The following is a 12988-nucleotide window of genomic DNA, read 5'->3' as shown; positions in this document are numbered from 1 at the left end:
GATAGGCTGCCCGGCCTGGGCGGTATTGAACAAAATCACCCATTTGTACGGTGGGCTTGTCCGTTGTCACCCTCCACGACCGGGATGGTGAGCGGGAAGGATGGCATTCTGCTAGGCCATGGGGAGCATGATGGCGCAGATGGCCAGTATCCAGCACAAGGCTGTTGTCATGAAGAAGCGGATTAACAAGCGCCGCATGCCTTGTTGTCTCTGCCCAAAGTCACGTCCTGCTGCGGCTTTGCCAAACAAGCCATTAATCGTGTCATCCAGCACTGTCAGTGACGGGGCATTTTCGAGTGCTGCCAGTAGCGCAGCATCCAATTGCAAGCGCCAGCAGAACCAGCTTTGCAACAGCATGGCCATGGCGGAAGCGGTCTGTAGCCGCCATTCGCCAGCATGAAGACTGGCCAGCAGTAGCAGGCAGGGGCCCGGCCAGAGCAGCCAGCGGGTGCTGCGTAAGGCCGCGGCATGCAGGCGGAGGGTTGCTGTCTCAGGCATCATGACCGGCTCCTGGGGTGCAACAGGTCTGGATCCAGTGCCATTGCTGCGGTGACAGCACAATCTTGCGGCCCTGGGCCTGCAGGATTTGTTTGGCCTGCGCCAGATCGCTACAGCGTCCCGTCATCACCAGCCAGGCCATGATCACCGCCGCGCTGCGGCTCATGCCCAGTGCGCAATGGACCAGGATCGGGCCTGGGCGAGAATGCCGCAGGGTTTCCAGTTGTGCGACTGCATTGTGCATTCCGGCGCGATCTGGCAGGAGTAAATCCAGCAGTGGCAAATCCACATAGTGCGCTGCCGGGTGTGCCTGACGGCAGTATTCCGCCGCCAGGTCCAGCACGCTGTGAAAGCATGTTTCACGGGCAGCAATAGCCGGGCCTATCCAGACATCGTCTGCAATCAAACTGGCATGTGAATGTCCACGCAACAACCGGGCATGTATCTGCCGCATGAACAGCGTCAAGGGCAGAAACAGGCAGCGTGCGGGCAGCCTGTGCTGGCCTGCGACTTTTTGCCATACCCCGGCACCAAGGTAGCCATAGCCGACTGCCAGCAGGATCAGGCTCAGTGCCGGCCAAAGCAGCAGCCAGTACCAGCCGCCAAGCCAACTGGCGGCCAGGGTCAGCGCCAGCCCGCCCACTGCATAAGGCCTGCTCAACTGGCGGCGGCGTGTCTGTTCGATATCAGCTACCCGGCTATAAGGCGGCAGTGGCATGGGGAGCAGATAACACACGACGATGCCCAGGGCGAAACCGGTGGGGATGTCGAGAAAGTGATGCTGCCAGGTGGTCAGTACCGATATGCCGATCAGCGCGAACCAGCCATGTAGCAGCCAGCGCCAACGCTGCGGCGTGTGTACTGCATAGCGTAGCCACAACACCGTCAGCAGGCTGATGTGCAGCGAAGGTGCCTGATTGAAGGGCTGGTCAAAGCCAGCCAGCAGGGTGAATAACTGGCCCGTCCATCCGTCCAGCGGCGGGCGCTCAAAGCCAAAGCGCAGCGGAAACAGCGCAAACAGCAGGCAGGAGAGCACGGTGACGCTCAGCAGCCGCAGCGCATGTCGGCGCAACTCCTCCCGGCTGGTGCAAATGAACAGCGACAGGCCGTAGAGGAGATCGATGCTCCAGTAGGGCAGGATGGTCCACGGCCACAGCGGGATGCGCCGTTCCCAGTCCATGGCGATATTGCCCACTGCCGATGGCGGCAGACTGGCGGCGTAGTGATTGGCCGCCCCGTATAGCAAGAAGAAAGCCGGACCAAGCAGCGCCAGCCACTGCAGGGCTTCGGGCCACAGGCGACGGTTGGTGGGCGGGCTCATGCCGTGGCTTGTTCCTGCACGGTTTGCCTCTGGTGCGGCGTGGCGGGCAGGCGGCGCGCGATGGCCACGCTGAAAATGCCCCATTCATCGATGCGCTGGCAGATTTTCTCGAAACCCGCCGCGGCAACCAGTTGATCCATCTCTTCTTGGGTGCGGCGTCGCATCACCCAGTCGCTGCCGCCGCGATGGCTGGTGAGCGTGCGGGCAATCATCTCCAGTTGGGGATGCCAGGGTTGATTGGTGTAGACGAGATAGCCGCCTGCCGGCACGGCGGCGGCTAGACCAGCCAGCGAGTCGCGAATGCCGGCGTTGCCGGGAAACAGTTCATACAGGCCGGAGACAATGGCCAGCGTGGGGCGTGGCTGTAGTGCGGCGAGATCGGCCCCGTCGAAGGCATCGCCCTGATCGAAGCGTGCTTTGCCTTGCAAGCCGCGTTGCGCGATCAGCTTACGTCCGGCGGTGACGTTGATGTCGCTGTAGTCGCGCAGTTGCAGGTGTTCGACGCGGTCGGCGTCGCCAGAGAGTGCATCCAGCACGTAGCGGCCATGGCCGGCGGCGATGTCCACCAGCCGCACCGGCATGCCGGCTTGCTCCAATTGCGAGACGGCCAGCGAGATCAGCTCCTGCAGGTGCAGTTTGCGCTGGCGAATGCCGCGCCAGCCAATGCTGTCCAGATAGGCGCGGTCGCCCAGCCGGCCTAGCGGCGTGATGCCGGAGGCTTGGTTGCGATAAACGTAGTCCAGCGTGCTGCCGGAATCGAAACCGGTTTGCCAGCCTAGCCGGATGCCGTCGGACAGCCGGCCCAGCGTAGCCAGCGTCAGGCGGGTGAGGGCGAAGTTCCAGCGCTTGGGCGACAGGGCGGGCAGCGGCTGTTGCAGGCGATTGAATTCCTGGGCGGTGTAGCCGTGCTGGTCGGCTGCCAGCAGCGAAGGTCTGGCTACGCCGGCTTCCACGCGCTGGATGAAGGCGCGCATCTTGTCGAAGGCCAGTGCGCGGTCGCACTCGCCCAGTGTGTCGTGATAGAAACCGGGCAGCTCGTGGCGCTCCTTGCACTGGCTGCCCAGATTCTGGAAAAAGGTTTCCTGCGGTGCCTTGTGTACGACGAAATCCGCGCCGGAGATCAGCAACTGCGTCGGCACGGTAATGGCACCGGCGTCGGCGATGATGCGCTCGGCGGTGTCGTAAAGGGCCAGCAGGATGTTGGCCGAGATGGGCCGGGTGATCAGCGGGTCGCTGTTGTAGGAGGCGATGCGCTCTGCATCGTGGGTCAGGAACTTGGCCTTCACATAGGAGTTGACGAAGAAATTGCCGCGCAGCTTGTGCATCAGGCGCAGGCTGGGGCGAGCGAAAGGCAGGTACAGCTTTACCTTGAAGGCCGGCGAAGCCAGGATCAGCGCGCGCAGGCGCGGCGCGTAATCATGCACCCAGCTTGCCGCCAGTACCGCGCCCACGCTTTGCGCAATGACGATCAACTGGTCAATCCGCACGCCGTGCTCCGCTTGCAGATGACGGACAAACTCTTCCAGATCACGAATCGTGGTACCGATGCTGGGACTGAAGCCGCGCGGTCCGTCGTTGCGGCCGTGGCCGCGTGCATCCCAGGCGAATACCGGTGTATCTGCTAGGTCAAGTTCGTCCACCACATGCTGTAAGCGACCGGAGTGCTCGTGGCCGCGATGCAATAGCAGGATGGCGCGCTGTGCCGGCGTGGTGATGGCCGGCCAGTGGCGGTAGAACAGCGCTTGTCCATCGAAACTGGTGAAGCGGGATTCCAGGGCTTGTCGCATGGCAGAGACCTTTCAGTTTTCTTGTCAGTGGCTGTCCGGGCCAGGTTCGGCGGGCAGGGTTTTTTGTTTTAACTGCAAAAAAGTGTCGCGAATGTGTGCCCGGAAGCTGTCTTTGTTCTCTTGCCAGCACAGGGAGCGTCCTATGGCGACATCGACAAAGAAGGGGACCGGCAGCCACTGACCACGGCCCATCGCCCGGCCCAGGCCGTGCAGGTACACCGGCGCGACCGGGATGTCGGGGAAATCACGTAGCAGGTACCAGATACCGGATTTGATTTCAGACAGCGCTTCTGGCTCACCACGCGTGCCTTCGGGAAACAGCACCAGAATCTCGCCCGCTTCCAGTGCCTGCCGGCAGCCGGCCAGCGGGTCACGGCCAGCGCCCACGCCGCCGCGCACCACCGGGATGATGCCCACCACATTGGTGGCGAACCAGGCCATCCAGCGGTTTTTCAGAAAGTAATCCGCCGCGGCGGCGGGGCGCACGCGCGGGATCAGCCCCAAGGGAAACAGGCTGTAGAGCGCCAGAATGTCCAGGTGGCTGTTATGGTTGGCAATGACGATGGCAGGGCCGGCGGTGGGCAGCCGTTCCTGATGCCGTACTGTCATCCCTAGCCACAGGCGCACCACCGGGCGAGCCAGCAGCATGACAAAGAGAATACGCAGCAGCTTGTTCATAAGGCGCTTAGAAGTACAGGTAGTGTACGTAGTGGAAAAACAGCGGTGCGGTATAAGTGAGCGAGTCCAGGCGGTCCAGAATGCCGCCGTGGCCCGGCAGTAGACGACCGGAATCCTTGACGCCGATGTCACGCTTCACCGCTGAAATCACGATGTCACCGATAAAACCCATGGAGCCGATCAGCAAACCTGCCAGTGCGGCATGCTGCGGACTGAACGGTGTGAGCAGGGGGCCGAGCAGCCAGCCGAGCAGGCCGGTGGTCAGTACCCCGCCAAGCAGTCCTGCCAGAGTCTTGTTGGGTGATACCTTGGGGGCAATCTTGCGTTTGCCAAAGGACTTGCCCCACAGGTACTGCGCCACATCGTTCAACTGGGTCAGTGCCACCAGGTAAAACAGCATCATCGCCCCCTGCGCCGGTACACCGATGCCGGTCAGTTGCGGCAGGGTCAGCACCGCCGCCATATGGCTCAGACAGAACACGCTGATCATCAGGCCCCATTGCAGCGAGGCCGCCGCTTTAAGAAAGCCCTGCGTCTCGCCAATCAGCACCATGCGCATGGGCACAAACAGGAAGATGTAAACCGGGATGAAAATGATGAACATGCCGTACCAGTGAATGCCCAGCCAGTAGTACTGCAGCGGAATGCTCAGATAGGCCCAGAACAGCACCACGTGGTCTGCGGTGCGCGTGGCGCACAGCGTCAGGTATTCCTTGAGCGCCAGGAAGCTGATCAGCGCAAATACCACCAGCGCCAGCGGGACGCTGCCCAGCAGGGTGAGCGAGAAGCAGCCGACAATCCACCACCAGGTCTTGATCCGCAGTTTCAGTTCCAGCCAGTTTTTTTCCGGCTTGCGCGCTTCCAGCAGGCGGATGGCAACGCTGGCCAGCACCAGCAGGACAAATACACCGCCCAGCGCCCACAGGAGCGGTGGCGGCAATAGCAACTTAAACATGGCGGCTTTCTTTCAGAATGGCGCGGGCGCGGTTGAATACAGTCAGCAACATCAGGAGTGCGGTGAGGCCGAACAACCAGTCAGCGTAAGCGGCGGCGGTGGGCATCAAGCCCACCAGCAGTGCGAAGGCGCCATACCAGAAGGCGCGGTCGCTCTTGCCCATCGGCCCGTCGTAACGGCGCGGTGCGCCAAGTGCGGGCCCGAGCACGCCGACGAATTCGGTCAGCAGCGCCAGCAGTACGGCCAGCACGACCAGTACGGGGTGCGTGCTCAGCGCGGCAAAGGGGAGATAGAGCGCGGCGTCGGACACCACATCGCCTACTTCATTGAGAATGCCGCCAAGACGTGATTGCTGGCCAAATTCACGCGCCAGCATGCCGTCGATGGCGTTCAGTGCCATGCGTAGGAACAGAAACAAGGGCAGCAGCAGCCAGGCCAGTGGCCGGGAGGAATCCAGCCATAGCCAGAGGCCGTAAGCGATGGAGCCCAGCATGGCGGTCAGTGTGACCTGATTGGCAGTGATGCCGCTACGGACCAGGGATTTCAACAGCGGACGCAGCAAGTTTTGAAAGCGGGATTTGAGATCGTAAATACTTGGCATGGAAGGTTGGCCGAAGCAGCAAGCTGCCCGGCGCGCAGCAAAATGAAGAAATGATGACAAACAGATTTTGACAGTCGCAGCCAGCAGGGGCAAATGGTCGCGGTATTTTGCGGTTTTTACTTAGGCCCGACGGCGTGAGGCGGCAAGGCAAGGGCAGGGAATGTATTGGCACACCGGGCCAGCTTGCCCGGTGAGATCGCCACTGGTGTTATTGCACGGACGCGGGGCAGGAAGCGGGAGTGGGTTGCCTGCGTGCTGGCGGGCATGGTGCCAAATCATCCGGCGCGCAGACAAAGAAAAAGGGATGCCGCAGCATCCCTTGTTGTGCCTGAATGGCAGCCGTGATTACTGTTGAATCTTAGCCTGGGCTTTCAGGTCGCCGACATATTTCTCGATGCGGCCACCCATGATGCGCTGGGTCAGTTGCGGACGGGCATCATCCAGCGACGGTACATTGCGCTCGGTGCGGACATCGTCCAGCTTGATCACGTGCCAGCCAAACTGGGTTTTTACCGGCTTGGCGGTAACCTGGCCCTTGTTCAGCTTGGCCATGGCGTCGGAGAATTCAGGTACGAAAGTACCAGCTTCCTGCCAGCCCAGATCGCCACCGTTGCCCTTGCTGCCCGGGTCCTTGGACTTTTCCTTGGCCAGCAAGTCAAAGGCCTTGCCCTTGCGCAGTGCTTCGATCACGGCCTTGGCTTCGGCTTCGCTGCCAACCAGAATGTGGCGGGCGTGGTATTGCTTGGTTTCCGGTACGGAGGCCACCAGCTTGTCGTATTCAGCCTTCAGCTGATCGTCGGTCACCGGATTGGTTTTCTGGAAATCCTTGATCACACGGTTGGCCAGCGCCATGGCTTCCATGTTCTGCAGTTCGGCCTTGAAATCGGCAGTCTTGTCGATGCCTTTCTTGATGGCTTCCTGACGCAGGACTTCGGCAGTGATCAGTTGATCCTTGACCATGTCCTTGGTCTTGTCATCGGCAGGCTGCCCCTGTGCGGCCATCATCTGTACCACGGCGTCAATACGGGCCGGGGAAATTTCAGTGCCATTCACGGACGGGCCTGCAGCAAAAACGGCGGCGGTACTCAGAGCGGCCAGCAGGGCGCTTGCCAGCAAAGTCTTGCGCATGATGTTGGTTCCTGTTGTTACTGTGGTGTGGAGTTACTGGATTTTCGCCTTGCTGCGCAGATCGTCCACTGCCTTGGCAATGGCTTCTTCCTGCAGCTGGCGCTCGATTTGCGGTTTCACTTCAGCCAGCGGTGGCAGTTTGGCATCGCGGATATCTTCTACCTTGAACACGATCCAGCCCACGCGGGTCTGCATTGGCTTGCTGCTGTACTGCCCTTTTTTCAGATCTTTCAGCAGCTCGGCCAGTTGTGGTTCCATGCGTGCCAGGTTGCCCCAGCCCATGTCGCCACCATTTTGCTTGGCGACCGGGTCCAGCGAGCGCGCCTTGGCCAGGTCTTCAAACTTGGCACCTTTTTTCAGGCTGTCGATGATCTTGAGAGCATCAGCTTCGCTGCCAACGGTAATCTGGCGGGCGTGCACGTCTTTGGTGCCGGCAAATTTGCTTTGGGTCTGGCTGTAACGCTCTTGCAGCTGGGCATCGCTGATCGGCATGTTTTTCAGCAGATCGGCAAACAGCGCTTCGCGCAGCATGTCCTGACGCACTTCTTCCATGCGTTTGACGAAGGCCGGCTGCTGATCCAGCTTGCGGCTCTGGGCTTCCTGCAGGATGACTTCACGGTTGATCAGGGTGTCCTTGACCTGCTGGCGCAGCGCCGGGGAGTCCTGCACATTGCCGTTGCCGTTTTGCACGACGATGGCAACTGCATTGTCCAGGTCGGTCTTGTCAATGGACTTGCCATTGACCATGGCAATGGATTCGGCCATGGCCGGGATGCTGATGGAGGCAGCCAGCAGCAGGGCGGCAATATTGGTCTTTTTCATTGGCGATTCTTCCTCGGGTCAAAGTTCTTCGGGTGTCAGTGCGCGGATGGCCAGCGCATGCACCCTGGTTTTCATCAGATCGCCCAACGTGGCATACACCAGACGGTGGCGCGCCACGCTGTTCAGGCCGGCAAAGCGGCTGGAGACAATCAGGACATCGAAATGGCCGCCACCAGAACGCGCACCGGCATGGCCGGCATGTGCGTCACTGTCATCATGGATTTCCAGATGCTCCGGTGCCAGTGCCTGCAGGGCAGCCTGCAGCAGGGCGACGGTATCGCTCATGCCGGGAATACCTTGCGGAAGGGCTTCACCTCCACCGCTGCGTAAACGCCAGCAGCGACATAGGGGTCGGCATCTGCCCAGTTGCGGGCTTCTTCCAGGCTGGCAAATTCGGCCACGATAAGGCTGCCGGTAAAACCGGCACTACCCGGGTCCACGCTGTCGATGGCCGGGCAGGGGCCGGCCAGCAGCAGACGGCCCTGCTCCTGCAGGGCAGAAAGGCGGGCCAGATGTTCCGGACGGGCGGCAAGACGTTTGTCCAGGGAGCCGGGGTGGTCCTGGCCACTGATGATATACAGCATTATTTCTTTTCCTCGATGTACTTGGACAGGAACAGGCTCTGTGCCACCACGAATACCAGCATCAGGCCCAGACTGCCAAACAGTTTGAAGCTCAGCCAGATTTCGCGACTGAAATTGAAGGCCACATACAGGTTGAGTGCCCCCATGCAGGCAAAGAACAGTGCCCAGGCATAGGCCAGCTTGCGCCAGATGAGGAGTGGCAGCTGGATTTGCTCTCCCATCAGCAGTTTCAGGCCGTTCTTGCCCATCAGGTCGCTGACCAGCAGCGCAATGGCCATCAACCAGTACAGCACAGTGAATTTCCAGATGATGAACAGGTCATTGTGCGAAATCACGGTAGCCGCACCCAGTACCACGCTGAGGACCAGGTTGATCCATTGCATGGCGTCCACCTTGCGGTGCTTGAACCAGGTCCAGGCAAACAGCAGGGCAGTAGCCGCCACCAGAACCTTGGTGGCCAGGAACATGTCGTGGGTGATCAGGTAACTGCCGAAGAACAGGGCTACCGGAAGGAAGTCGGATAAGAATTTCATGCGGCTGATTATGGGGGCAGCCTGCCTGTTATACAAGACAGGACAAGGCTGCTGTCATGACGTAAGTGTTAACGATTGCTTTGCTTGACCACGCTGAGCGCGGTGGCAACCAGGGAACTGACATCGGCTACATTGGCCGGCAGGATGACGGTATTGTTCTGCTTGGCTAACTGGGCAAAGGCAGCGACGTATTGCTCGGCCACTTTCAGGTTAACTGCCTCGATACCGCCATCCACTTTTACTGCCTCGGCCACACGGCGCACGGCATCGGCGGTGGCATCAGCCACCAGGCGCAGCGCCTCGGCTTCGCCCTGGGCCTTGTTGATGGCAGCCTGTTTGTTACCTTCCGAGTTGTTGATGGTGGCCTGCATTTCGCCCTGCGATTTCTGGATGGCCGCTTCACGCGCACCGTTGGCCAGATTGATCTGTTCCATCTTCACCCCTTCGGACTGGGCGATGCGGGCACGCTTTTCGCGCTCGGCGGTAATCTGCGCCTGCATGGAATGCAAGATGTCCTGTGGTGGAACCAGGTCCTTGATTTCATAGCGCAGCACCTTCACGCCCCAGTTGATGGCGGCTTCATCCAGCGAGGCCACCACGATCTGGTTGATTTCATCACGCTCTTCGAAGGTCTTGTCCAGCTCCATCTTGCCGATGACCGAGCGCAGGGTGGTTTGCGACAGCTGGGTGATGGCCAGCAGGTAGTCGCTGGTGCCATAGGAAGCACGCTGCGGGTCGGTTACCTGGAAGTACAGAATGCCGTCCACCTTCAGCTGGGTGTTGTCGCGGGTGATGCAGATCTGGCTGGGTACATCCAGCGGTACTTCCTTCAGGCTGTGCTTGTATGCGAGGCGGTCGACAAAGGGAATCAGGATGTTCAGGCCCGGCGTCAGCGTGGCGTGATAGCGGCCCAAGCGCTCGACAATGTAGGCATGCTGCTGCGGAACCACCTTGACCGCCTTGATGATGAACACCATCACGGCAATGAACAGGACGATGACGAATTCCATGGTTATCTTGTTTCCGTATGGGTGGAAGAAAGTAGTAGCACGTTTCCGTCGCGGCCAGTGATATGGGCTGTTTCCCCGACATGCCAGGGACCGTGGCCGGCAAGACGGGCCTGCCACTCGGTACCGCGATAGTGGACACGGGCCATGCCCTCGTCCTGCAAGGCGATGATGCGCACCGGCTGGCCGATGTCCGGATCGTTATCATTGCGGGCGGTGTCACCGTTGCCGGCGGCCCGGCGGCTACGCCAGCGGGCAACACCGGTTACTCCGGCAATGCCGCTCAGGCTGGCCAGCCACCAGCTGGTGGCTTCGTCTGCCCCCAGCAAGCTGGCAACACCACCTACTGCCAGTGCCAATGCCAGCATCAGCAGGTAAAAAGTGCCGGTCATGAATTCAGTCACCAGCGCCAGCAAGGCAGCGATCAACCACATGGTATGAGTCAAGGTTAAACAGCTTTCATGACGAAAGATTAGGCATTCTCATGCCGAAACCGACCGCTGACAACTGCTTTTAGCAGTGATCCCGGTCGGGAAGTGTAGTCAGCAGTACAGCAGCTTGCGCTGGATCAAGCCAGAACTTGTCCAATGCCAGCCACAGCGCTTCTGCCAGCAATGTCAGGGAAATCAGCAACAGGGTCATGATGTAGTCTCCTGGCCAGAAATCAGGATCACGGCGTACGCCGGCAGCAAAGCGCGTTACCATGCAGGCAATACTGTTAACTAAGACTTCAGGGCAGGTATAAATGTTTCAATTGGCAGCCCCTGTTGCTGCAGAAATCGACATCAAAAAGAGCCGTTTTCTAGCCTACGTCTACCCCGTTGAGCGGCGCGAACAGGCCATGCAGCACCTGGCCGATCTGCGCGCCCGCTACCCGGACGCCCGCCATTACTGCGCGGTGCTGCTAGTTAGCGGCGACTCCATGCTGGACGACGATGGCGAGCCCTCTGGTACAGCCGCCCGCCCCATGTATAACGTGCTGATGCACAAGGAATTGCACAATGTGCTGGCGGTGGTGGTGCGCTATTTTGGCGGGATAAAACTGGGTGCTGGCGGGCTGGTGCGGGCCTACACCCAGGCGCTGAACGAGGCACTGCTGCTGGCGCAGTTGGTGCCGGTGGTTGTGATGACGCAGTGCCGCGCCCGTATTGCCTTTGCCGACGAGTCACGTTTTCGTCGACACTGTGATGCTTTGCAGATTGCGGTGAGTGAGGCCAGTTATGCCGAGCAGGTGGAGTTGACCTTGAGTCTGCCTGCCTTAGAGTGCAAGGCCTTGCAAATGCGCTTGCATGATCTGCTGGCCGGTGAGGTATATTTCATGACGCATGAGAATTAAGCCTGCCGTCCTGGTGCAGGATGTGGCGGATAATCGCAGGATCTGGCGGAACGGAATCTTGTTTACGGGGAGAAATGAATGTCGCAGCAGCAATACCGTCTGGTGACGCGTAGTGATTTTGATGGCCTGGTGTGTGCTGTCCTGTTGAACGAGCTTGGCATGGTAAACGACATCAAGTTCGTTCACCCCAAGGACATGCAGGACGGTAAGATCGAAATTACCGAGCGTGATATCACCACCAACCTGCCGTATGTGCCGGGTGCCTACCTGGCGTTCGACCACCATCTGTCTGAAACCCTGCGCAACGGCCAGCACGCCAACCACATCATCGATCCGGCCGCACCATCTGCTGCCCGCGTGGTATATGACCACTTTGGTGGCAAACAGGCTTTTCCCCGCATCAGCGACGAGATGATGGAGGCGGTCGACAAGGCCGACTCCGCCCAGTTCAGCCGCGATGAAATCCTCAACCCCAGTGGCTGGGTGCTGCTCAATTACCTGATGGATGCCCGTACCGGGCTGGGGCGATTCCGCAATTTCACCGTCAGCAATTACCAGTTGATGATGGACCTGATCGGCTATTGCCGGGATCACAGCATCGAAGAAATCCTGGCCTTGCCCGATGTGAAAGAGCGGGTGGACCTGTACATGCAGTATCAGGATCAGGCACGCGAGCAGATCGAACGCTGTGCCAAGGTGCATGGCAATCTGGTATTACTCAACCTGCTGCTGGAAGAAACCATCTATCCGGCAAACCGCTTCCTGGTGTATGCGATGTACCCGGAGTGCAATATCTCTATCCACATGATGTGGGGCCTGAACAAGCAGAACATCGTGTTTGCCACCGGCAAGTCCATTATCGATCGCGGCTGCCGCACCAATGTGGGGGCGCTGATGCTGCAATACGGTGGTGGTGGCCATGAGGCGGCTGGTACTTGCCAGGTAAGCGTCGATCAGTACGAAGACATTCGCGACGAGCTGATTTCGCGCATACGGGCACAGGCGTGATGGTGATGCCATGAAAAAGGCCGCCAGACTGGCGGCTTTTTTACTGTCTGCCCGCTGGCAATACCGGTGTTACAGCGTCTTGAGTAATAGCAGTGCTTGGTGCAGATCGTCACATACCGCCAGCGCCTCTGTGGTCTGATGGGCTTGTGGTTTCACCATGTCGGGAACCAGGATCACCCGCATGCCGGCGGCCAGCCCGGCCTGCATGCCGGTCAGCGAATCCTCCAGCACGATGCAATCTGCAGGCTGGATGTCTAGCCGGGCTGCGGCGGCCAGGTAGACGTCCGGTGCCGGCTTGGTATTGGCCACTTCATCCCCGGCCACCGTGTGCTGGAAGTAACGTCCAAGGCCGGTACGATTGAGTTTCAGGTCACACATCTGGCGCTGGGTGGAGGTGGCCACGGCGCGCGGCAGCTCCCGGCTTTCTACCCAGTCCAGCACTTCGATAATGCCGTCCTTGAGCTTCAGCTCGCCATGGGTCAGCAGTTCGCGATAATGACGACGGCAATGCTGGCTGAGTGTTTCCGCCAGGGTGCGGTCCTGAAAGTGCTGGGCAACATAGTCCAGGCTTTTGGTGACCGACAGGCCCACCATGCCCAGGATCACCGCTTCGGGAATCTCCACGCCCACCTCGGCTGCGGCGCGCAGCCAGGATTGGCCGCTGATGCTCTCGGTGTCTATCATCAGCCCATCCATGTCGAACAGGATGGCTTGCATGCTTGGTTTCATT

At 59.9% G+C, this 12988-nt stretch carries 17 protein-coding genes; 2 read left to right on the top strand and 15 right to left on the bottom strand.

Annotated elements, in window-relative coordinates:
* Positions 1-111: 111 nt before the first annotated feature.
* The 14 genes from QVF59_RS03230 to QVF59_RS03165 all read right to left on the bottom strand — a co-directional run bounded on the left by QVF59_RS03230 (position 112) and on the right by QVF59_RS03165 (position 10619).
* Positions 112-501, bottom strand: coding sequence for a hypothetical protein (locus tag QVF59_RS03230; protein ID WP_287877343.1), 390 nt, complete (start codon positions 499-501; stop codon positions 112-114).
* Positions 491-1819 carry a phosphatase PAP2/dual specificity phosphatase family protein gene (locus tag QVF59_RS03225; protein ID WP_287877341.1) on the bottom strand — a complete coding sequence of 443 codons (1329 nt, stop codon included), beginning with the start codon at positions 1817-1819 and terminating at the stop codon, positions 491-493. The genes QVF59_RS03230 and QVF59_RS03225 overlap by 11 nt, the downstream gene beginning before the upstream one ends.
* On the bottom strand, positions 1816-3606 hold the full coding sequence (locus QVF59_RS03220; protein ID WP_287877340.1) for a bifunctional alpha/beta hydrolase/class I SAM-dependent methyltransferase: 1791 nt from the start codon (positions 3604-3606) through the stop codon (positions 1816-1818). Before QVF59_RS03220 ends, QVF59_RS03225 begins: the two co-directional genes overlap by 4 nt.
* A gap of 24 nt (positions 3607-3630) precedes the next feature.
* On the bottom strand, positions 3631-4284 hold the full coding sequence (locus tag QVF59_RS03215; RefSeq protein WP_159875853.1) for a lysophospholipid acyltransferase family protein: 654 nt from the start codon (positions 4282-4284) through the stop codon (positions 3631-3633).
* Between the two features lie 7 nt (positions 4285-4291).
* Positions 4292-5239 (bottom strand): phosphatidate cytidylyltransferase, encoded by a 948-nt coding sequence (locus tag QVF59_RS03210; protein ID WP_159875855.1) that lies wholly within the window; start codon positions 5237-5239, stop codon positions 4292-4294.
* Positions 5232-5840, bottom strand: a complete 609-nt coding sequence (locus tag QVF59_RS03205) for a CDP-alcohol phosphatidyltransferase family protein (protein ID WP_287877338.1) — start codon at positions 5838-5840, stop codon at positions 5232-5234. The genes QVF59_RS03210 and QVF59_RS03205 overlap by 8 nt, the downstream gene beginning before the upstream one ends.
* A gap of 345 nt (positions 5841-6185) precedes the next feature.
* Positions 6186-6968, bottom strand: coding sequence for a peptidylprolyl isomerase (locus QVF59_RS03200; protein WP_159875860.1), 783 nt, complete (start codon positions 6966-6968; stop codon positions 6186-6188).
* Between the two features lie 33 nt (positions 6969-7001).
* Entirely contained in the window at positions 7002-7790 is a 789-nt protein-coding gene (locus tag QVF59_RS03195) for a peptidylprolyl isomerase (protein WP_159875862.1), read from the bottom strand.
* An 18-nt stretch (positions 7791-7808) separates the two neighbouring features.
* On the bottom strand, positions 7809-8075 hold the full coding sequence (locus QVF59_RS03190; protein ID WP_159875864.1) for a BolA family protein: 267 nt from the start codon (positions 8073-8075) through the stop codon (positions 7809-7811).
* On the bottom strand, positions 8072-8374 hold the full coding sequence (locus tag QVF59_RS03185) for a YciI family protein (RefSeq protein WP_159875866.1): 303 nt from the start codon (positions 8372-8374) through the stop codon (positions 8072-8074). Before QVF59_RS03185 ends, QVF59_RS03190 begins: the two co-directional genes overlap by 4 nt.
* Positions 8374-8907, bottom strand: a complete 534-nt coding sequence (locus QVF59_RS03180; protein ID WP_159875868.1) for a septation protein A — start codon at positions 8905-8907, stop codon at positions 8374-8376. The genes QVF59_RS03185 and QVF59_RS03180 overlap by 1 nt, the downstream gene beginning before the upstream one ends.
* Before the next feature lie 68 nt (positions 8908-8975).
* Positions 8976-9917 (bottom strand): SPFH domain-containing protein, encoded by a 942-nt coding sequence (locus QVF59_RS03175; RefSeq protein WP_287877333.1) that lies wholly within the window; start codon positions 9915-9917, stop codon positions 8976-8978.
* A gap of 2 nt (positions 9918-9919) precedes the next feature.
* Positions 9920-10348, bottom strand: a complete 429-nt coding sequence (locus QVF59_RS03170; protein ID WP_159875872.1) for an NfeD family protein — start codon at positions 10346-10348, stop codon at positions 9920-9922.
* A gap of 79 nt (positions 10349-10427) precedes the next feature.
* Positions 10428-10619 carry a hypothetical protein gene (locus QVF59_RS03165; RefSeq protein ID WP_287877331.1) on the bottom strand — a complete coding sequence of 64 codons (192 nt, stop codon included), beginning with the start codon at positions 10617-10619 and terminating at the stop codon, positions 10428-10430.
* 40 nt (positions 10620-10659) lie between these two features.
* Here QVF59_RS03165 and QVF59_RS03160 point away from each other — a divergent pair, with 40 nt between their 5' ends.
* Positions 10660-11250: an IMPACT family protein gene (locus tag QVF59_RS03160; protein WP_287877330.1), complete on the top strand. Its 591-nt coding sequence runs from the start codon at positions 10660-10662 to the stop codon at positions 11248-11250.
* Positions 11251-11328: 78 nt separating this feature from the next.
* Complete coding sequence (locus QVF59_RS03155; protein ID WP_159875876.1) at positions 11329-12258, top strand: exopolyphosphatase; 930 nt, start codon at positions 11329-11331, stop codon at positions 12256-12258.
* Positions 12259-12327: 69 nt separating this feature from the next.
* Here QVF59_RS03155 and QVF59_RS03150 read toward each other — a convergent pair whose 3' ends face one another.
* A complete protein-coding gene (locus QVF59_RS03150) occupies positions 12328-12987 on the bottom strand; it encodes an HAD family hydrolase (RefSeq protein WP_287877329.1) in 660 nt (219 codons plus the stop codon).
* Between the last annotated feature and the right edge of the window lies 1 nt (position 12988).

The organism is Aquitalea sp., from assembly GCF_030150775.1.
Lineage (GTDB): Bacteria > Pseudomonadota > Gammaproteobacteria > Burkholderiales > Chromobacteriaceae > Aquitalea > Aquitalea denitrificans.
The sequence above is the reverse complement of the archived record's forward strand: the minus strand, read 5'-3'. Positions and strand labels throughout refer to the sequence as shown.

What these genes read in the sequence shown, in the direction of transcription:
- QVF59_RS03225 (WP_287877341.1), bottom strand. Translation starts at nt 1,819, where the DNA reads ATGAGCCCGCCCACCAACCGTCGCCTGTGGCCCGAAGCCCTGCAGTGG.
- QVF59_RS03230 (WP_287877343.1), bottom strand. Translation starts at nt 501, where the DNA reads ATGATGCCTGAGACAGCAACCCTCCGCCTGCATGCCGCGGCCTTACGC.
- QVF59_RS03200 (WP_159875860.1), bottom strand. Translation starts at nt 6,968, where the DNA reads ATGCGCAAGACTTTGCTGGCAAGCGCCCTGCTGGCCGCTCTGAGTACC.
- QVF59_RS03170 (WP_159875872.1), bottom strand. Translation starts at nt 10,348, where the DNA reads ATGTGGTTGATCGCTGCCTTGCTGGCGCTGGTGACTGAATTCATGACC.
- QVF59_RS03190 (WP_159875864.1), bottom strand. Translation starts at nt 8,075, where the DNA reads ATGAGCGATACCGTCGCCCTGCTGCAGGCTGCCCTGCAGGCACTGGCA.
- QVF59_RS03180 (WP_159875868.1), bottom strand. Translation starts at nt 8,907, where the DNA reads ATGAAATTCTTATCCGACTTCCTTCCGGTAGCCCTGTTCTTCGGCAGT.
- QVF59_RS03205 (WP_287877338.1), bottom strand. Translation starts at nt 5,840, where the DNA reads ATGCCAAGTATTTACGATCTCAAATCCCGCTTTCAAAACTTGCTGCGT.
- QVF59_RS03215 (WP_159875853.1), bottom strand. Translation starts at nt 4,284, where the DNA reads ATGAACAAGCTGCTGCGTATTCTCTTTGTCATGCTGCTGGCTCGCCCG.
- QVF59_RS03165 (WP_287877331.1), bottom strand. Translation starts at nt 10,619, where the DNA reads ATGGTAACGCGCTTTGCTGCCGGCGTACGCCGTGATCCTGATTTCTGG.
- QVF59_RS03160 (WP_287877330.1), top strand. Translation starts at nt 10,660, where the DNA reads ATGTTTCAATTGGCAGCCCCTGTTGCTGCAGAAATCGACATCAAAAAG.
- QVF59_RS03185 (WP_159875866.1), bottom strand. Translation starts at nt 8,374, where the DNA reads ATGCTGTATATCATCAGTGGCCAGGACCACCCCGGCTCCCTGGACAAA.
- QVF59_RS03195 (WP_159875862.1), bottom strand. Translation starts at nt 7,790, where the DNA reads ATGAAAAAGACCAATATTGCCGCCCTGCTGCTGGCTGCCTCCATCAGC.
- QVF59_RS03155 (WP_159875876.1), top strand. Translation starts at nt 11,329, where the DNA reads ATGTCGCAGCAGCAATACCGTCTGGTGACGCGTAGTGATTTTGATGGC.
- QVF59_RS03210 (WP_159875855.1), bottom strand. Translation starts at nt 5,239, where the DNA reads ATGTTTAAGTTGCTATTGCCGCCACCGCTCCTGTGGGCGCTGGGCGGT.
- QVF59_RS03150 (WP_287877329.1), bottom strand. Translation starts at nt 12,987, where the DNA reads ATGAAACCAAGCATGCAAGCCATCCTGTTCGACATGGATGGGCTGATG.
- QVF59_RS03175 (WP_287877333.1), bottom strand. Translation starts at nt 9,917, where the DNA reads ATGGAATTCGTCATCGTCCTGTTCATTGCCGTGATGGTGTTCATCATC.
- QVF59_RS03220 (WP_287877340.1), bottom strand. Translation starts at nt 3,606, where the DNA reads ATGCGACAAGCCCTGGAATCCCGCTTCACCAGTTTCGATGGACAAGCG.